The organism is Enterobacillus tribolii (genome assembly GCF_003363015.1).
GTDB lineage: Bacteria > Pseudomonadota > Gammaproteobacteria > Enterobacterales > Enterobacteriaceae > Enterobacillus > Enterobacillus tribolii.
Genome location: NZ_QRAP01000004.1, coordinates 158,068 through 175,153, shown reverse-complemented (window position 1 = coordinate 175,153; position 17,086 = coordinate 158,068). Strand labels below are relative to the sequence as shown.

General features: G+C 53.4%; 17 protein-coding genes and 1 CRISPR repeat array. Of the genes, 7 read left to right on the top strand and 10 right to left on the bottom strand.

Translation table 11 applies throughout. The features are described 5' to 3' along the window. Positions 1–122: 122 nt before the first annotated feature. From C8D90_RS10235 to purM, 3 genes are all read right to left on the bottom strand, one after another. Positions 123–485, bottom strand: a complete 363-nt coding sequence (locus tag C8D90_RS10235; protein ID WP_115458346.1) for an MmcQ/YjbR family DNA-binding protein — start codon at positions 483–485, stop codon at positions 123–125. Positions 486–623: 138 nt separating this feature from the next. Beyond that, positions 624–1,262, bottom strand: a complete 639-nt coding sequence (purN, locus tag C8D90_RS10230) for a phosphoribosylglycinamide formyltransferase (RefSeq protein ID WP_115458345.1) — start codon at positions 1,260–1,262, stop codon at positions 624–626. After that, positions 1,263–2,300 carry a phosphoribosylformylglycinamidine cyclo-ligase gene (gene purM, locus C8D90_RS10225; protein ID WP_115458344.1) on the bottom strand — a complete coding sequence of 346 codons (1,038 nt, stop codon included), beginning with the start codon at positions 2,298–2,300 and terminating at the stop codon, positions 1,263–1,265. Between the two features lie 227 nt (positions 2,301–2,527). Between purM and upp the strand changes: the two genes are divergently transcribed. Next, positions 2,528–3,154, top strand: coding sequence for a uracil phosphoribosyltransferase (gene upp / locus C8D90_RS10215; protein WP_115458550.1), 627 nt, complete (start codon positions 2,528–2,530; stop codon positions 3,152–3,154). A 92-nt stretch (positions 3,155–3,246) separates the two neighbouring features. Further along, positions 3,247–4,533, top strand: coding sequence for a uracil permease (gene uraA / locus C8D90_RS10210; protein ID WP_115458342.1), 1,287 nt, complete (start codon positions 3,247–3,249; stop codon positions 4,531–4,533). Positions 4,534–4,584: 51 nt separating this feature from the next. Here the strand turns inward: uraA and C8D90_RS10205 are convergent, their stop codons facing one another. After that, positions 4,585–5,112 (bottom strand): low molecular weight protein arginine phosphatase, encoded by a 528-nt coding sequence (locus C8D90_RS10205; protein ID WP_115458341.1) that lies wholly within the window; start codon positions 5,110–5,112, stop codon positions 4,585–4,587. A 214-nt stretch (positions 5,113–5,326) separates the two neighbouring features. On the opposite strand from C8D90_RS10205, the gene hda reads away from it, so the two are divergent. Continuing rightward, on the top strand, positions 5,327–6,034 hold the full coding sequence (gene hda, locus C8D90_RS10200; RefSeq protein WP_115458340.1) for a DnaA inactivator Hda: 708 nt from the start codon (positions 5,327–5,329) through the stop codon (positions 6,032–6,034). 182 nt (positions 6,035–6,216) lie between these two features. Further along, positions 6,217–6,916: direct repeats of the CRISPR family, unit length 29 nt; unit sequence GTGTTCCCCGCGTGAGCGGGGATAAACCG. A 53-nt stretch (positions 6,917–6,969) separates the two neighbouring features. On the opposite strand, the gene C8D90_RS10195 is transcribed toward hda, so the two are convergent. Continuing rightward, complete coding sequence (locus tag C8D90_RS10195) at positions 6,970–7,599, bottom strand: NUDIX hydrolase (protein ID WP_230472997.1); 630 nt, start codon at positions 7,597–7,599, stop codon at positions 6,970–6,972. A gap of 780 nt (positions 7,600–8,379) precedes the next feature. On the opposite strand from C8D90_RS10195, the gene C8D90_RS10190 reads away from it, so the two are divergent. Both C8D90_RS10190 and C8D90_RS10185 read left to right on the top strand, forming a co-directional pair. Beyond that, the gene (locus tag C8D90_RS10190) at positions 8,380–10,110 is read left to right on the top strand and encodes a thiamine pyrophosphate-dependent enzyme (RefSeq protein ID WP_115458338.1); all 1,731 of its coding nucleotides are present in this window, start codon (positions 8,380–8,382) and stop codon (positions 10,108–10,110) included. 8 nt (positions 10,111–10,118) lie between these two features. Further along, positions 10,119–10,586: an MEKHLA domain-containing protein gene (locus tag C8D90_RS10185; protein ID WP_115458337.1), complete on the top strand. Its 468-nt coding sequence runs from the start codon at positions 10,119–10,121 to the stop codon at positions 10,584–10,586. An 896-nt stretch (positions 10,587–11,482) separates the two neighbouring features. Here the strand turns inward: C8D90_RS10185 and C8D90_RS10175 are convergent. Genes C8D90_RS10175 through bepA form a run of 3 tightly spaced genes read right to left on the bottom strand, consistent with a single transcriptional unit; the run spans position 11,483 to position 13,610 of the window. After that, positions 11,483–11,707 carry a hypothetical protein gene (locus tag C8D90_RS10175; RefSeq protein WP_115458335.1) on the bottom strand — a complete coding sequence of 75 codons (225 nt, stop codon included), beginning with the start codon at positions 11,705–11,707 and terminating at the stop codon, positions 11,483–11,485. A gap of 50 nt (positions 11,708–11,757) precedes the next feature. Continuing rightward, complete coding sequence (gene arsC, locus C8D90_RS10170) at positions 11,758–12,114, bottom strand: arsenate reductase (glutaredoxin) (protein ID WP_115458334.1); 357 nt, start codon at positions 12,112–12,114, stop codon at positions 11,758–11,760. A gap of 17 nt (positions 12,115–12,131) precedes the next feature. Then, positions 12,132–13,610 (bottom strand): beta-barrel assembly-enhancing protease, encoded by a 1,479-nt coding sequence (gene bepA / locus C8D90_RS10165; RefSeq protein ID WP_115458549.1) that lies wholly within the window; start codon positions 13,608–13,610, stop codon positions 12,132–12,134. 275 nt (positions 13,611–13,885) lie between these two features. Between bepA and C8D90_RS10160 the strand changes: the two genes are divergently transcribed. Next, positions 13,886–14,950 (top strand): AI-2E family transporter, encoded by a 1,065-nt coding sequence (locus C8D90_RS10160; RefSeq protein WP_115458333.1) that lies wholly within the window; start codon positions 13,886–13,888, stop codon positions 14,948–14,950. Positions 14,951–15,006: 56 nt separating this feature from the next. Here the strand turns inward: C8D90_RS10160 and bcp are convergent, their stop codons facing one another. Further along, on the bottom strand, positions 15,007–15,477 hold the full coding sequence (bcp, locus tag C8D90_RS10155) for a thioredoxin-dependent thiol peroxidase (protein ID WP_115458332.1): 471 nt from the start codon (positions 15,475–15,477) through the stop codon (positions 15,007–15,009). A gap of 14 nt (positions 15,478–15,491) precedes the next feature. Beyond that, positions 15,492–16,049, bottom strand: coding sequence for a glycine cleavage system transcriptional repressor (locus C8D90_RS10150; protein WP_115458331.1), 558 nt, complete (start codon positions 16,047–16,049; stop codon positions 15,492–15,494). A 144-nt stretch (positions 16,050–16,193) separates the two neighbouring features. On the opposite strand from C8D90_RS10150, the gene dapA reads away from it, so the two are divergent. Further along, positions 16,194–17,075: a 4-hydroxy-tetrahydrodipicolinate synthase gene (dapA, locus tag C8D90_RS10145; RefSeq protein WP_115458330.1), complete on the top strand. Its 882-nt coding sequence runs from the start codon at positions 16,194–16,196 to the stop codon at positions 17,073–17,075. Positions 17,076–17,086: the final 11 nt, after the last annotated feature.

The following is a 17,086-nucleotide window of genomic DNA, read 5'->3' as shown; positions in this document are numbered from 1 at the left end:
AAAAGCGGCCTGTTCAGACCGCATTAAATAAGGGAATTACAGTTTCTGTATAATATAAAAAATTTAAGTATCTGTTTGAATCGTTCTGCACGCTTTAAGAGTGTATCCCGCAGGAGTGTGATTTATTCCCCCAGCAACCCCAGTGCTTTCTGTACCTTTTTCGTCAGCCCCTGAGTCACCAACCGGTAAGAATGATCAATACTTTCGTAAACCAGTTCTTCCGGAAGGGAACCATCAAGAAATAACGTATTCCAGTGCTTCTTATTCAGATAGTACCCCGGAATAATATCGTCATAAGCCTGACGCAGTACATCAGCGCGATCCGGTTCGCTTTTGAGGGAGATAATCGGCCGGCCGTTTAAATCGCCCAGCATGGCAAACATTTTGCCGGAAACACAAACACGGTCGGCTTCCCATTCCGCTTTATAGTCGTGTACCGCGCCCGGTTTTGTCAGGCAGTATTCAATCAGCTCAGCGTTATCCATTTATCTCTCCCGGCAAATTCAGCAACCTGTGATTATGCCGCAGCGTAATAGATGGTGCCGCGATATGGTTAACGAAAGTATAAAAAAAGCGGATGCCTGAGCAGTCCGCTTGTTAACGTCCGTTTGTCGGAGAATGGTTTAGTCCGCCGCATATCCCTGCAACGGTAAGCGTTCTCCGTCCAGCCATGCGGCGTTGTCGCGCATTTGCAGCCGGCCATCAATGAACCAACTGACGACCAGCGGGTAAATTGCATGCTCCTGCGCCTGCACCCGCTCAATCACTTCTTCTTCGCTGTCCTGCGGGAAAATCGGCACCTTGGCCTGAAGGATCACCGGGCCGCCGTCCAGCTCGTCAGTGACGAAGTGAACCGATGTGCCGTGCTCTTCATCGCCGTTGCCGATGGCCTGGCGGTGCGTGTGCAGCCCGGGATATTTGGGCAGCAGGGAAGGGTGAATGTTGAGCATGCGCCCGGCGTAGTGCTGGACAAAGCGCGGCGAGAGAATGCGCATGTAGCCGGCCAGTACCACCAGATCGGGTTGGGCGGCGTCAATCTGCTGTGCCAGTGCCTGATCGAAGGCATCGCGATCCGGGTAACCGGCGGGATCGAGTGCGTGAGCGGGAATGCCTGCTTCACGCGCCCGCTCCAGCCCATAGGCCTGTGCTTTGTTGCTGAAAACTGCGCTGATGCGCGCATTAATACGCCCGTCGTTGCAGGCGTCAATCAACGCCTGCAGGTTGCTTCCCTGACCAGAGATCAGCACAACAATGTTTTTCATTTACTGGATAACCACGCGCTGTTCAGAATCCGAAGCAGCAATTGTACCGATTTTCCAGGCGTTTTCGCCCAGGTTTTTCATCAGGGCGACAGCCGCGTCGGCCTGCGTGGCGGGCAGGGCGATAATCATGCCCACGCCGCAGTTGAAGGTGCGGTACATTTCATGCGTGCTGACGTTGCCGGCTTCGCGCAGCCAGTTGAAAACGGCAGGCCACTGCCAGCTTGCTTCGTCAATTACCGCCTGGGTTCCCGCAGGCAGTACGCGCGGGATGTTTTCCCAGAAGCCGCCGCCGGTCAGGTGGGCCACGGCGTGGATGTCATGTTCTTCGATCAGTTTCAACACCGGTTTAACGTAAATACGCGTCGGTTCCAGCAGGTGATCGGCCAGCGGTTTGCCTTCCAACTGCTGTTGCAGCGGATCGGCGCCGCTGACTTCCAGGATTTTACGTACCAGAGAATAGCCGTTGGAATGCGGGCCGCTGGAGCCTAACGCGATCAGCGCATCGCCGGCCTGCACTTTGCTGCCGTCGATAATCTCTGATTTTTCCACCACGCCGACGCAAAAGCCCGCCACGTCATAGTCTTCGCCGTGATACATCCCCGGCATTTCCGCGGTTTCTCCGCCGACCAGCGCGCAGCCGGACTGCTTGCAACCTTCGGCGATGCCGCTGATGACGCTGGCCGCGGTGTCAACGTCGAGTTTGCCGGTGGCGTAGTAGTCGAGGAAAAACAGGGGTTCCGCGCCCTGAACCACCAAATCGTTCACGCACATGGCGACCAGATCGATGCCGATGGTGTCGTGGCGTTTCAGGTCCATCGCCAGACGCAGCTTGGTGCCTACGCCGTCGGTGCCGGACACCAGAATCGGTTCACGGTATTTCTGCGGCAGCGCGCACAGGGCGCCAAAGCCTCCCAGTCCGCCCATGACTTCCGGGCGGCGGGTCTCTTTTACAACCCCTTTAATGCGATCTACCAATGCATTGCCTGCATCAATGTCTACACCGGCGTCTTTGTAGCTCAGAGTGGTTTTGTTACTCACTGCGAAATCCCCATGGCGGTTAGGCGTATGTCAAGAAACGCGCTAATTCTAACAGTCGAAGCAAACGTTTGCGAGTGGCTTGTGAGAGGGATCGGGTTTTTCATCCCCGGAGATAAATATCCCCTCTATACTGATCTGGATCACGATTTTAACCGTGGCGTAAACGGCAAAAGGAGGTATAATCTCGCGATTTTTTTGGGCGCCGACCGCTGACTGGGAGAATAATGATGAAGATCGTTGAGGTAAAACACCCGCTGGTAAAACATAAACTGGGCCTCATGCGTGAACACGATATCAGCACCAAGCGTTTTCGCGAGCTGGCTTCGGAAGTGGGTAGTTTGCTGACCTATGAAGCAACCTCAGATCTGGAAACCGAGAAAGTGACCATCGAAGGATGGTGCGGCCCGGTTGAAGTAGAACAGATCAAGGGGAAAAAGATTACCGTTGTGCCGATCCTGCGTGCCGGGCTGGGGATGATGGAAGGTGTATTGGAACACGTGCCGAGCGCGCGCATCAGCGTGGTAGGGATCTACCGTAACGAAGAAACGCTGGAGCCGGTGCCTTATTTCCAGAAGCTGGTTTCTAACATCGACGAGCGCATGGCGCTGGTGGTTGACCCGATGCTGGCAACCGGCGGCTCGATGATCGCCACCATCGACCTGCTGAAAAAAGCGGGTTGCCATAGCATTAAGGTGCTGGTGCTGGTTGCCGCGCCGGAAGGGGTGGCCGCGCTGGAGAAAGCGCATCCTGACGTAGAGCTTTACACCGCTTCCATCGATCAAGGCCTGAACGAAAAAGGTTACATTATTCCGGGTCTTGGTGACGCCGGAGATAAAATATTTGGTACCAAATAATGATTCAGCCGACTTCGTAGTCGGCTTTTTTTTGCCGGGCGTGAACAGGGCGCCCGTACTTCCGCTTAATAATACCGCTAGAGGATAAAGACATGACGCGTCGCGTTATTGGAGTGAGCGAACGACCACCGCTACTGCAAACGATTCCGTTGAGCTTCCAGCATCTGTTTGCCATGTTCGGCGCAACGGTACTGGTGCCGATTTTGTTCAAGATTAACCCGGCGACCATTCTGCTGTTCAACGGTATCGGTACGCTGCTTTATCTGTTCATCTGTAAGGGCAAAATTCCGGCGTATCTGGGGTCGAGCTTTGCCTTTATTTCACCGGTGATGCTGCTGTTGCCGCTGGGGTATGAACTGGCGCTGGGCGGGTTTATCATCTGCGGCGTATTGTTCTGCCTGGTGGCGCTTATCGTGAAGAAAGCGGGCACCGGCTGGCTGGACGTGATGTTCCCGCCGGCGGCGATGGGGGCCATCGTGGCCGTTATCGGCCTGGAACTGGCCGGCGTGGCGGCAGGGATGGCCGGGTTGTTGCCTGCGGAAGGCGCAACGCCGGACAGCAACGTGATCATCGTTTCAATGGTGACGCTGGCGGTGACGGTGCTGGGCTCGGTGCTGTTCCGCGGCTTCCTGGCGATTATCCCGATTCTTATCGGCGTCTTGGTGGGCTACGCGCTTGCTTTCGCCATGGGAATGGTTGACCTGACGGCGGTCCGTGACGCGCATTGGTTTGCGCTGCCGACCTTCTATCATCCGAAGTTTGAATGGTTCGCGATTCTGACGATTCTGCCGGCGGCGCTGGTGGTGATCGCGGAACACGTGGGGCACCTGGTGGTGACGGCGAATATCGTGAAGAAAGACTTAATCCGTGACCCCGGCCTGCACCGTTCTATGTTCGCCAATGGTTTCTCTACCTTTGTTTCCGGCTGGTTCGGCTCCACGCCCAATACCACCTACGGAGAAAACATCGGCGTTATGGCGATCACCAAGGTTTACAGCACCTGGGTTATCGGCGGGGCGGCGGTGCTGGCGATTCTGCTCTCCTGCGTAGGTAAGCTGGCGGCGGCGATTCAGATGGTCCCGGTGCCGGTGATGGGCGGTGTTTCGCTGCTGCTTTATGGTGTGATCGGCGCTTCAGGTATTCGTGTGCTGATCGAATCCAAGGTGGATTATAACAAGGCGCAGAACCTGATCCTGACATCGGTGATTCTGATTATCGGCGTCAGTGGCGCGAAGGTACATATCGGCGCCGCCGAGCTGAAAGGCATGGCGTTGGCGACGATCGTCGGTATTGGCATGAGCCTGCTGTTTAAGGTTATCAGCATGGTGCGTGGCGAAGAAGAAGTGATCGACGCGGACGATAACCCGGAAAAAGCATAACGCCGACCGGGTTGATGACAGAAGGCCACCGAAAGGTGGCCTTCTCTTTTCTTACTTGCTGTTTTTTGCGATTTTCTCTAATGCCGCCGGCAGTAATGCATCGAGCTGGCCTTCTACTTTTTTGTAGGCTTCCAGCGGTTCGCCATAAGGATCGACCAGGTCCTCATGTTTACCGGTAGCGTACTCCGCCAGCGTAAACACGCGATCTTTTGCCTGGGGATATTGCGCCAGGATCTTATCTTTGTGGCCGGTGGTCATGGTCAGCAGCAGCGTGGAATGTTCAACATCGGCTGCGCTTAACTGCGTTGCCCGGTGGGCGCTGACGTCAATCCCGCGTTCTTTCAACACGGTGACCGTGCCTTGTTCCGGTGTGATTTCTTTTGGGTTGACGTTCACTCCGCGGGACTGGACGGCGATATTCAGATGATCTTTCTGAATGAGATCCTTCGCCAGCGCTTCCGCCATGGGGCTGCGCCCGGTGTTTCCGGTGCAAACGAACGTAACCAGCGGCTCTGCCGCATAGGACAGCGCGCTGATCATGGACAGACCGGCGGCAAAAATCAGGTGGCTTATTTTCATTCCTATATCCTTATTGGTAATCGGTGGCGATGCTTGTTTTTTTAACAAACAGGCAAAAGGAAATACTATAACAGAGGTTATTATCGGGGTAAGCGAATATTCAAAACCGGAATTATCCTGATGCTGCAACCGGTGGAGTTCGGGCTCAGCACCGGGTTTTTCTTCCCCGTTTCTGTGTTAGACTGACCGTGATATTTGCCTGTTATGGTTTGAGGTGCTTCTGAATACGCCGGCACAGCTTTCACTGCCACTCTACCTTCCCGATGACGAAACGTTTGCCAGTTTCTATCCGGGAGAAAATGCGTCCCTTCTCGCCGCGCTGCGTAATGCGCTCAGTCAGGAACACGGGTCCTACATCTATTTCTGGTCACGCGAAGGCGGAGGCCGCAGCCACCTGATGCATGCCGCCTGCGCGGAGCTTTCCCAGCAGGGAAAGGCGGTGGGGTATGTGCCGCTGGATAAACGCGCGTATTTCGTTCCCGAGGTGCTGGAGGGGATGGAGCAACTGGCGTTGGTGTGCATTGATAACATTGAGTGTATTGCCGGTGATGAAGCGTGGGAGATGTCGGTCTTCAACCTTTATAACCGTATTCAGGAAACCGGGCATGCGCGCTTACTGATTAGCGGCGATCGTCCTCCCCGGCAGCTGAATTTGGGACTGCCTGACTTAGCCTCGCGCCTGGACTGGGGGCAAATTTATAAACTTCAGCCATTAAGCGACGATGATAAATTGCAGGCCATGCAATTACGCGCCCGGCTGCGGGGATTTGAATTGCCTGAAGACGTGGGGCGCTTCCTGCTTAAACGACTGGAGCGTGAAATGCGCTCGTTGTTTCTCACGCTTGATCAACTGGATCATGCCTCTATTCGTGCGCAGCGTAAGCTGACGATTCCTTTTGTAAAAGAGATACTGGATCTTTAGCGGCATTTCTTTCTTTTCTGCTTGTTTCTTAGTCTGTTATGTTGGTAGATGAGGGTAGCCTTGGGCTGGCTGATATTGACGTTCAGTAAAATCAATGGGTTAGCGCTCTTTAAAAACAGGGAAAAGTCGGTGGCGTTTTTAGCGTTGGAAAAATCCTTTAGATTTAGATATATAGAGTTAGAGTGTTCCCCGCGTGAGCGGGGATAAACCGATGGCTTCCGTCGCAGTCGTCGATACCTACAGGTGTTCCCCGCGTGAGCGGGGATAAACCGCGGATTTGATGGGCGAGTTTCAAACCATAGGCGTGTTCCCCGCGTGAGCGGGGATAAACCGTCACGTTCGATCGCATTGGCAGCGGGGCGGATGTGTTCCCCGCGTGAGCGGGGATAAACCGGGGGCTAACCATGATTACCCCGGCGAAACGTTGTGTTCCCCGCGTGAGCGGGGATAAACCGGGCTGCCGGTGATGTCGTATCCGGTTGCCCATGTGTTCCCCGCGTGAGCGGGGATAAACCGATAAGATTCCGCAACTTCGCGGTTTCCATTCTGTGTTCCCCGCGTGAGCGGGGATAAACCGGCCAGATAGACATTATCCACCGTGACGCCGTTGTGTTCCCCGCGTGAGCGGGGATAAACCGTCAAATCGGGCGATTGGCATAGCACTGAATGAGTGTTCCCCGCGTGAGCGGGGATAAACCGGTGCTGGCGTTGTTTACCGGCCCGATCGGTTGGTGTTCCCCGCGTGAGCGGGGATAAACCGGGCTGTCTTCAACGCTGGTACATGAACTGTCCGTGTTCCCCGCGTGAGCGGGGATAAACCGACGCCTCAGCCAAAACGTTGGGCGCGGTCCTGGTGTTCCCCGCGCAAGCGGGGATAACCCTCAAATAGAGTGCCTCAACTGTAATACAGCTGTTTCATCCCCTGGATTTACCCATCAATCACACCATGTAGCACACCCCTGTTGGGCCGTACTGATACTGACGTGGATTTCTTCCGGCACAATACGGGTCAGAGACAGTTCCGGGAGGGCGTCAGGATCGAAGAACCCGATATCCAGTGATTCATGGCTGATGGCCAGTTCTCCGCCAATCTCTTCGCATAAAAAGATCAGCTTATACACGTGCCAGGGATACGGCGGATGGCCATGCTGGTTGCGATCCCATACGCCGAGCAGGCGGCTTACCCTGACCTCAAGACCGGTTTCTTCCCATACTTCGCGGACGATGGCCTCTGACGGGCTGTCCCCGACGTCAGCCCATCCGCCGGGCAGGCTCCAGCCGCCGTCATCGGCTTCCCTGACCAGCAGCACGTTACCCTCGCGCATGATGATGGCCCGTACGTCCGTTTTGGGCGTCGCGTAGCCGGTTTCAGACTTGAACTGCGTGTTGAGCGTGCTCTCCGGCAGATCAAGCCGGGCAGACAGCAGACGTGCTGCGATGGCCTGGAGGCTTTCATAGCGTTCCCGGTCAAACACATCTTTGGTATATGTCAGCCCCGTTTGGGCAAGCGCCTGCAGACGTTGGGCGATGAGCGTCAGTTCCTTATCGCTGAGAGCTTCAGACACGAATTCCTCCTGTTTAGTGTTTCCCCGGAAAGAGAAAAATTTTTGTGACTCCGGCTTCTGCTGACATTTAGCCAGAATTTTTTGATGGCGTATAACGCAGAATACAAATAAAGGACCGTGGGGGCTTGAAATCGGAAATTTCGGAATCTTTATCGGTTTTAAGAATGGATAGGGTATCAGTGGCGTGTGCGTTGACCTGACTTTTAACCTGAAGATTACTATACTCATATCTTTTCCAGAATATTAGCAAGGTTATATTTGATTGCGGTTTAAATAACGTGATGATTGTATTCAGATTCAATATGGCCTGGTTGAGTATAAAAAACAATAAACTCATGGAATAGATAGTGGTGAAGCATTCTTCATGGTTATTTTATGGGGTTTAAAATGAGTTCGCTGAGCTTGAAGTTTTAGTTTTCAGAAACATGAATTGTGAAAATAAACAAGTGATTTGCACAGGGGGATAATACCTTTTTGGTGCTCCTGAAATTTATTTATATGTTTAAAATCAATGCATTGATTATTTCCTGTGCTTTGGTTATTTATCTTAACTAAACAAAAGGATAGCTCTTGCTATATAAAGGGGCTGATTGTAATTTTTATCCTGCTAAGTAAATATTTTTATTTTATGTATAGGGTTGATTCCTGAGCTAAAAGTGGGTTTTTATTTTTCAGGATATATATTGCAATAAAATAAAATTGCGGATAGCGCATCAAAGATTTATTTATGTACTAACTTTTTTATTTACTGATGTGTCCGTAATTTATGAGGTGTCCGCAATGAGCGATAACGTGGTGGAAGAAACTGAGCTTACAGGTTATCAACTTCTGCATAATACGCTTTTCGACTGGGGAATTACTCGTTATGCGGGCGTTACGGGGGGAGGGGTAATTCATTTTCTTAAATCTCTTAATCCGTTGGTCGACTTTTCTGCTGAAGAGCCGTGTTTTTTTTCTATCGGCGAATACAGCGCGGGCTTTATCCCTCTGGGATATTACCTGAGCAGCGGTAACATTGCGGCGGCGGTAGCGACCACCGGCGCAGCCAGCAAATTGCTGAGCTGTGGCCTGAGTGATGCGAAACTGCATGATATACCGGCGGTATACATCATTCCTCTCTCCGGCGAGGAGGCGAGAGGGTATGCGCCGTTGCAGGATACCTCGGAGGCTGGCAACAACGTTGTCGTGCAACTGCGTAGCGAGCTGCCTGATTCCGTTTTTGTGCTCGACTCTGCGGAAACGATCGCTGAAAAATTACTGGCCGCACATTCCCAGCTCGTTAATGCCAAACCGGTCGTGTTGGTTTTGCTCCATAGCGCCCTGAACCATCCGGTTGCCGTAACTGCGCAAGTAGCCGCAGCGCCGGCCGTGCCTGCACCGGCAGACTTTCCCGCTGACTTTTATGACGAGTTTCGCCGTGACGTTGACGGCCGCCGCCTGGTCTTGTTGGTGGGGGAAGAGATGATGCACTACCCTGACGCGGCGGAGCTGACAACGCTTTTTTGCCAGACGTTACGCTGTGCCGCCGTTTGGAGCATCAACGGCGCGAACGCCATCAGCCGGGGGAATCCCTATGGTTTCGGCTACATCTCGTTTGGCGGAAATGATGAAGCCTTGTCGCTCTATCAATCCCTTGGCAAAGACGATGTGTTGCTCGTTTTAGGTGCCTGCCCGGATGAGTACACGGTCAATCTGCACAAATTTTCCGCGGCGAAAACGTTTTTCGTTAGCAACTACCCCGGAGGATACGGTCAGATAGGTAATAGCTTTGCCCATATGGCTCAGGCGTCATATCGTCACGTTTTCTGCCCGCTCGACCGGCTGTTACGAAATCTGCTTGCGGCTGCCGGGCAGCAGCCATTTGGCAATATCCCTTCCTGCCCGGCGCCGGGTAATCTTAATCATCGTCAATATCCCGCTCCCCGTGATGGCTTTGTTGATATGAGTGAACTCTATCAACGGCTCGACCATTGGTGGCCTGCCAACTCAATAGGATTTGATGATGTCTGCTTGTCATATAAAGACCGGCAATATGTCACTCAACGGCCGAACGATAATATCCACTTCTACTCCCTCTACCGGGGGTCGGCCATGGGTGGCGCCTTTGGCGCCGCTGTTGGTGCAAAGCTGTCGTCTCCGTCCCGGCCCGTATTCCTTTTTACCGGAGATGGCTGCTTCAGGCTATTTTCCGGGGGATTGGGCGAAGTGAGTGAACTGGGATTGGTGATTTTCTTGCTCAACAACGCCAGTTTTTCCATTGTCAGCCAGGGGTTGCCCATTATCCTGCCGGATGTTGAAGAGAAAAATTACCATTCTTACCTCAAGCCACTTGATTACTGCGCGATAGCACGCGCCTGTGGCTGGGAGGCGGAACGGCTTTCTCCCGATCTGAGCAATCTCGATGTTCTGCTGGCGCGGACGGCGGGCTCACCGGTGAAATCATTGTTGATTGATGTTCCCATGGACGCTCAGCAACTGCTGGGACGCAATCCCCGGGTGAGAAATCTTTAGGAGGCGACGTGAAGCATTTTCCGGATAAAGCGCTTATTGAGCATATCGACCTTTGCTATCACCAATTGAGCGGAGAGCCTTTACCCAGCCCCAAATCAATTACCGGGCGGGCCTGGTGGCTACACCAGGAAGCGCCCTATGCCATATTGGCGCATGGCGTGGGGCCTGATCCCCATTTTATTTATGCAAACCAGTGTGCGCTGGCGTGTTTTAAGTACTCAAGAGAAGAGATGATGGGCCTTCCTTCCCGGTTAAGTGCAGCCAATACAGAGCAGCAGGAGCGCCAGAGGATGTTGGATACTCTGGCAACCAAAGGCATTGTTCATGGTTATTCCGGTATACGTATTACCAGCCGGGGAGAGTCTTTCAGGATCTATAACGGAGTTATCTGGCAATTACAAAACGATGATAAATCATTGTGGGGGCAGGGGGCTTTGTTTTGGCCTACGGAGGAAGAGGCTAAGTATCGCTTTTGATCGCTAAAATTCGGGCGATATTTTTATATTTATTGTGCGTACAGGCTCTCTTATTTTGAGCCTGTTAGTTAATCAGGGTGATTAATTGTTATTCGAACTATTTAACCGTATGCGCTAAGGTAAAGGCGATGTTTAATTCTTCACGCTTTGCTGCACAAGCGCACATATTCCCGCTGCATATTCCTCTTATTCAAACGATGGAGTACGTAGCCTAACCTGGTGCTTTTAAACTTCAGGTACCGAACGTGTTCATCATATTTTGAATAGATAGGATCAAACAATACGATTTTAGATTCGAACGCCAGTGATTCCAGGTCATAGTTCAGAGCGGGAAGATTATTGTCGTATAGTTTTGAAAGCAGGAGCCCGTAGGCGTAGGGCGTAAGCGCCCTGTCAGGCTGTAGCACTACATTGTTGTTGTAGTCTACCTCAGTATTCAACATGTACATGATCAGCTTTTTGCGTACGGGCATTGTTGGATTCTTGAGCACCTGGATTTCAGGCAGTTTATCACAGAAGAATCCATAACTTATACGACAAATAGTAAAAGAAGATTAATTGTCTATAGAAGCGTGGTGGTGCAACTTTATCATCTGCTTAACTCCTGATGAGGGGGGAAGCAATGAATTCATAGATTTCGCTGCCATGAGTAATCTTGCATATATAGATAAGAAGATAATATTTCCGGCATGTGCATATTATTAATCCGTGCTTTTATTTTAAGACATGAATGTGGCGGTTTTTTCTTCAGTAAAGGTGAGGGGTAAAATTTAATGTTATAACGGTGAAGGTACATTTAGCTGATGATGTGGCGTCAGTTGGCTTTATAATTCGTTGTCGTTTGCAATATATGCAGGGGAATATATTTATATTGAAATTATTTCCTCGTATTTCTACTAAAAGTACTTCTCAACCCGCTTTATTTTCAGCTTGAGTAAAGAGCGTGCGCTATCACGTTTATCACTCCCGGGTACTCCGCCCTGTCGCTGAATTGAGAGATCGTAAACTGCCACGACGGGATAGATAATACCGGGCAATAACGCGACGATCAGTGAAAAAACAAACGCGGCTCCCCGGCTTTCATCGATCCCGTTAAGGCTGGCCAGCGCTTTTTCCCGCATAGTTCTTCCCTGAAAAAAAGCCTCCGGAAAGGCGGAGGCGTTTTAATCGATTACAGAATTTCCAACACCTGTTCAGGCGGGCGGCCGAGGCGCGCCTTGTTGCCCTTGACCACAATCGGGCGTTCAATCAGCTTCGGGTTTTCCGTCATTGCGGCAATCAGTTGATCTTCCGTCAGGGATTCATCGGCAAGGTTCAGTGTTTTATACAACTCTTCTTTATGACGCATCAGCTGACGGGCGGAGCTGAAGCCCAATTCTTTGAGCAGCGTTTTTAGCGTTGCCGCGTCCGGCGGCGTTTCGAGATACAGAACCACGTCCGGCTCAACGCCGTGCTCTTGCAGCAAAGCCAGGGTTTCCCGGCTCTTGGAGCAGCGCGGATTGTGATAGATGGTTACGTTCGCCGTCATGACGTCTCCTCTGTGCATTATTTGCGTTGGTATTGTTTGAAGCGTTCCTGCAGCTGACGCAACTGGTCGATACGGGCATCATAGCGCGCCTGTTTCAGGCTGCCGACCGCCACCAGCGAGCTGGCGTTGCTCAGCAGGCGGATGGACTGATCAAGCTGCCCGGCGAGCGCCAGGCTTTCGGCGCGGGCGCTGAGTTCTTCATCGCGCAGCCCCTGCGCCGAGCAGGCCTGCGCCAGCAAATCCCAGCCGTTGGGATCGTCAGGATGCGCGTAGGTATAGCGGTAAAGTAACTGGCTGGCTTTGGCCGGCTGGCCTCCTTCAACGTAAGCGTTCGCCAGGTTGATCTGAATAACCGGTTCGCTGCGGTTTTTCGCCATGGCGTCTTCCAGGCGCTTGATAGCCTGGGGCGCGCGTTTTTGCTCCAGATCGATGTCGGTCATCAAATCCAGAAACCAGATGTTGTTCGGCGCGGCGTCAAGCAGCGGCTGCAGGGCTTTGCGCGCGCCATCGTAATTTTTCGCCTGGCTGTACTGAATGGCGCGGCCATAGCTCGCCGCCTGCTGTTCACGGACGTTGCCCTGCTCCATGCTCTTCAGCAGATCTTCAACCAGGCCGGCGCTGTCGCCGTTCTGGCCGCTGTACATGCCGAGAATACGCACCTTCGCCAGCATAAAGTCTTCAGAAGACTGTACCGGGTGAGGGCGCATCTGGTTGGCGCGGTTGCGGATGTCGGCCATACGGCTGTCGGGCAGGGGGTGCGTCAGCAGGATTTCCGGCGGCTTGGAGGAGTAGCGCGACATGTCGGCCAGTTTCCCCATGAAGGCCGGCATGGCCTGCGGATCAAAACCAGCGCGCTGCAAGACCTGAATGCCGATGCGGTCGGCTTCCTGTTCGTTGGACTGGGTAAAGCTGATCATTCCCTGCTGGGAACCGGCCAGCGTGCCGCTGAGCGCGGCCATTCCCGCCTGCGGGCTGGCCATTGCCAGCAGAATGGAACCCAGCGCGCCCACCCAGGTCAGCGGGGCATTGCGCTGTTGTTCTTCCATGGCGCGCGCCAGGTGGCGCTGGGTCACGTGGGAGATTTCGTGCGCCATGACCGAAGCCAGTTCGCTCTCGCTGTCGCTGTAGCGGAACAGCGCCGAGTGCAGTACCACGTTGCCGCCGAAGAAGGCGAAGGCGTTGATGTCGTCGTTACGGACCAGATAGAAGTGGAACGGCGTGCGCACGGAGTGCGCATTGGCGACCAGGCGCATGCCGAGCTTGTTGACGTACTCGCTCAGCAGCGGATCATAGATCAGCGGCGTGCTGGCGCGCAGTTGGCGGACGTAAAAGTCGCCCATCGCCAGTTCCTGATTGATGCTGAGCGTGTTGCCCGCCGTCGTGCCGATATCGGGCAACGTATCGTCGCCGGGGTCGGCCACGGAAACCATCGGGCCGGAAAGCAGTAAGCTGGCGAGTAACGTCGCAACGAGGGTTTTGTTAAACCGAGCAGCCATATTGTCGGGTTCCATTACTTAAGAGATAGCTATTTGACGACATTCCGCGACGAGAGTTCTTCTTCCCGGCGCCGCTCTCTATTACACTCATCACATAAATCACATGCGGCCTTGCCGCAAACGGGGCGAACTTTTGCACGAAGGCCCCGGCAACGGGCATTTTGCCACTTTCCTCAGGCGGATACCAAACATTGTCTGGGGTGGAAGATATTTATTCTTTGCCGTTTTTGCTCAGGAGCATTGTAGCAATTTCAGGATGCTTTTAAGGAGTTCTCATGCTCGACATGTTAATGCAGTGGTACCGGCGCAGGTTTACCGATCCTCAGGCGATCGCGCTGCTGATGATACTGCTGGTGGGTTTCTGCATTATTTATTTTTTCAGCGGGATTCTGGCCCCGCTGCTGGTGGCGATAGTCCTGGCTTATCTGCTGGAGTGGCCGACGCATAAGCTCCAGCAGATTGGGTGTTCCCGCGTTTGGTCGGCGAGCGTGGTATTGATTCTGTTTGCGGGAATTTCATTGCTGGCCGCTTTCGTGGTGGCGCCGACCGTGTGGCAACAGGGGCTGAACCTGATGGCTGACACGCCCAAAATGCTTAATCGCTTTTATGCGTTTGCCGCGACGTTGCCAAACCGTTTTCCGGCGCTGGTGGACGCCGGCATTGTCGACATGATGGCGGAAAACCTGCGTTCGCGCCTGGCGATGATGGGCGATTCGTTCGTAAAGCTTTCGCTGGCTTCGTTGGTCGGTCTGCTGCAACTGGCGATTTATCTGATTCTGGTGCCGTTGATGGTGTTTTTCCTGCTTAAGGATAAAGAGCAGATGATCAACGCCGTGCGCCGCGTTCTGCCGCGCAACCGCGGCCTGGCGGGACAGGTGTGGAAAGAGATGAATCAGCAGATCAGCAACTATATCCGCGGCAAAGTGCTGGAGATGGTGGTGGTGGGCGTGGCGACCTACCTCGTGTTCCTGGTGGTCGGCATGCACTATTCGCTGTTGCTGGCGGTGCTGGTCGGGATTTCCGTGTTAATCCCTTACATCGGCGCGGTGCTGGTGACCATCCCGGTGGTGATCGTAGCGCTGTTTCAGTGGGGAATGGGCGCAGACTTCTGGACCCTGTTCATTGCTTACCTGGTGGTTCAGGGGCTGGACGGCAACCTGCTGGTGCCGTTGCTGTTCTCCGAGGCGGTGAACCTGCATCCGCTGGTCATTATTCTTTCGGTGATTATCTTCGGCGGGATGTGGGGCTTCTGGGGCGTGTTTTTCGCCATTCCGCTGGCAACGCTGGTGAAGGCGGTGATTCACGCCTGGCCGGATGAGTTTATCTCCGAGGCGGACTGAAGATAAAAAAACGCCCCGCGGGCATTCACCGGCGGGGCGTCATATTAATCGGCCAATCAGGCGTGCGATTGCAGATAATTAAGCACGATATTGTGGTGATCGCTGGTTTTGAAATCATCGAAAACGTGCTCAACGTTGCCGTTTTCGTCAATCAGAAAACTGATGCGGTGAATGCCGTCATACGTTTTCCCCATGAAGGTTTTCTCTCCCCAAACGCCGAACTGCTCGGCAACCTGGTGGTCTTCGTCGGACAGCAGGGTGAAATTCAACAGCTCTTTTTCGACGAAACGGGAAAGCTTCTCCGGCTTGTCGGTGCTGACGCCAAGGACTTCAACGCCGTATTTCTTCAGGTCGTCCATGTTGTCGCGCAGGCCGCAGGCCTGAACGGTGCAACCCGGCGTCATCGCCTTAGGATAAAAGTAGACCAAAACTTTTTGGCCGCTGAAGTCGGTTAAGCTGATCTGCTCACCATCTTGATCTAACAGAGTAAACTTAGGTGCGGGGCTACCGGCTTTCAATGGGCTCATTACGACTCTCCATCTTAATCGTCATGCTGAGGATAATTTACGACGCTAATACTGCCTTGTGCATTCAGTTCTGTACACAGCTGATTAAACGCCTGCTCAATTTTTGACGCGTTTTGATCGGCAGGGCAGTGCGCTGTTATCTGAATATAAAGCCGGGGTTCGACATCGTCACCCCCCGGCTGCGTTCTGGAAACCAGTTCCGCGATGTTCATCTCATGTGTGTCAAACAGATCGGTAAAACGTTCGATAATATGAGGTGAATCCTTGACTTCAACCTGTACCCATACGCTGGCCGGCATCGTCGGGCGTTCATGCCATGTCGTTCGCTTCATCACAATCAGCAGATCAAGCTCAACCCCTTTCAGCGGCAGGGTGGACTCAATCTGGGTGATCGCGTTCCAGCTACCGGAAAGCAACATGATGAACGTAAACTCCTCCCCCAACATGGCCAGCCGGCTGTCTTCAATGTTACACCCGCAGCTGCTGACGTGGCGGGTAATAGTATTGACGATCCCGGGGCGGTCCCTGCCGAGGGCGGTAATGACGAGATAATGCCGGTTTGGCTGTGACAAAGGGGTTTTCCTGTCTTTGGTGAAGGTATCTCAAGGTAACCATAAAAAAAACCAGCGGACAAGCGCTTACCGCAGAGATGTGGGCTTGCTTTGCGATCGGTTTCAAAAGTACCATGAGGAACCTGTGTTTAGAGGGGACGGTCAATGTTTACGGGAAGTATTGTTGCGCTGGTTACGCCGATGGATGACAAAGGTCAGGTCGATCGTGCGGGACTGAAAAAATTAATTGATTATCATGTTGCCAGCGGAACGTCTGCGATCGTTTCCGTGGGCACGACGGGCGAGTCCGCGACGCTGACCCACGAAGACCATGTCGGCGTGGTGCTGCAAACCCTGGAACTCGCGGACGGACGTATTCCGGTTATTGCCGGCACCGGCGCGAACGCCACTGCGGAAGCGATCTCGCTGACCAGGCAGTTTAACGACCGCGGCGTGGCGGGCTGCCTGACGGTGACGCCTTATTATAATAAGCCGACGCAGGAAGGTCTGTTCCAGCATTTCAGGACTATTGCGGAAAACACCGATTTACCCCAGATTCTGTATAACGTTCCCGCGCGCACCGGCTGTGACATGCTGCCGGAAACTGTGGCGCGTCTGGCGAAAGTGAAAAATATTGTCGCAATTAAAGAGGCGACGGGGAACTTAAGTCGCGTCAGTCAGATCCAAGCGCTGGTGAATGACGATAAGTTCACGGTGCTGACCGGCGAAGACGCCAACGTCGCAGACTTTATCCGTCTGGGCGGACGCGGCGTAATCTCCGTGACGGCCAACGTCGCCGCCCGTGAAGTGGCGGAAGTGTGCGCTCTGGCGCTTGCCGGCAAATTTGCCGAAGCGCAGGCTGCGCATCAGCGTCTGATGCCGCTGCATCAGGCGTTGTTTATTGAATCAAACCCGATACCGGTGAAATGGGCCTGTAAAGTATTGGGTCTGATCGCAACTGACACCATGCGTCTGCCGATGACGCCGCTGAGCGAGTCCGCACGTCCGGCCGTTGAGCGCGCGCTGAAGCTCGCCGGTCTGTTGTAATTTTTAGGGAG

Excerpts from the sequence above, each read along its gene's own strand:
- C8D90_RS10235 (WP_115458346.1), bottom strand. The coding sequence starts at position 485 with ATGGATAACGCTGAGCTGATTGAATACTGCCTGACAAAACCGGGCGCG.
- C8D90_RS10160 (WP_115458333.1), top strand. The coding sequence starts at position 13,886 with ATGCTCGACATGTTAATGCAGTGGTACCGGCGCAGGTTTACCGATCCT.
- dapA (WP_115458330.1), top strand. The coding sequence starts at position 16,194 with ATGTTTACGGGAAGTATTGTTGCGCTGGTTACGCCGATGGATGACAAA.
- C8D90_RS10190 (WP_115458338.1), top strand. The coding sequence starts at position 8,380 with ATGAGCGATAACGTGGTGGAAGAAACTGAGCTTACAGGTTATCAACTT.
- uraA (WP_115458342.1), top strand. The coding sequence starts at position 3,247 with ATGACGCGTCGCGTTATTGGAGTGAGCGAACGACCACCGCTACTGCAA.
- C8D90_RS10175 (WP_115458335.1), bottom strand. The coding sequence starts at position 11,707 with ATGCGGGAAAAAGCGCTGGCCAGCCTTAACGGGATCGATGAAAGCCGG.
- C8D90_RS10205 (WP_115458341.1), bottom strand. The coding sequence starts at position 5,112 with ATGAAAATAAGCCACCTGATTTTTGCCGCCGGTCTGTCCATGATCAGC.
- arsC (WP_115458334.1), bottom strand. The coding sequence starts at position 12,114 with ATGACGGCGAACGTAACCATCTATCACAATCCGCGCTGCTCCAAGAGC.
- bepA (WP_115458549.1), bottom strand. The coding sequence starts at position 13,610 with ATGGCTGCTCGGTTTAACAAAACCCTCGTTGCGACGTTACTCGCCAGC.
- purN (WP_115458345.1), bottom strand. The coding sequence starts at position 1,262 with ATGAAAAACATTGTTGTGCTGATCTCTGGTCAGGGAAGCAACCTGCAG.
- bcp (WP_115458332.1), bottom strand. The coding sequence starts at position 15,477 with ATGAGCCCATTGAAAGCCGGTAGCCCCGCACCTAAGTTTACTCTGTTA.
- upp (WP_115458550.1), top strand. The coding sequence starts at position 2,528 with ATGAAGATCGTTGAGGTAAAACACCCGCTGGTAAAACATAAACTGGGC.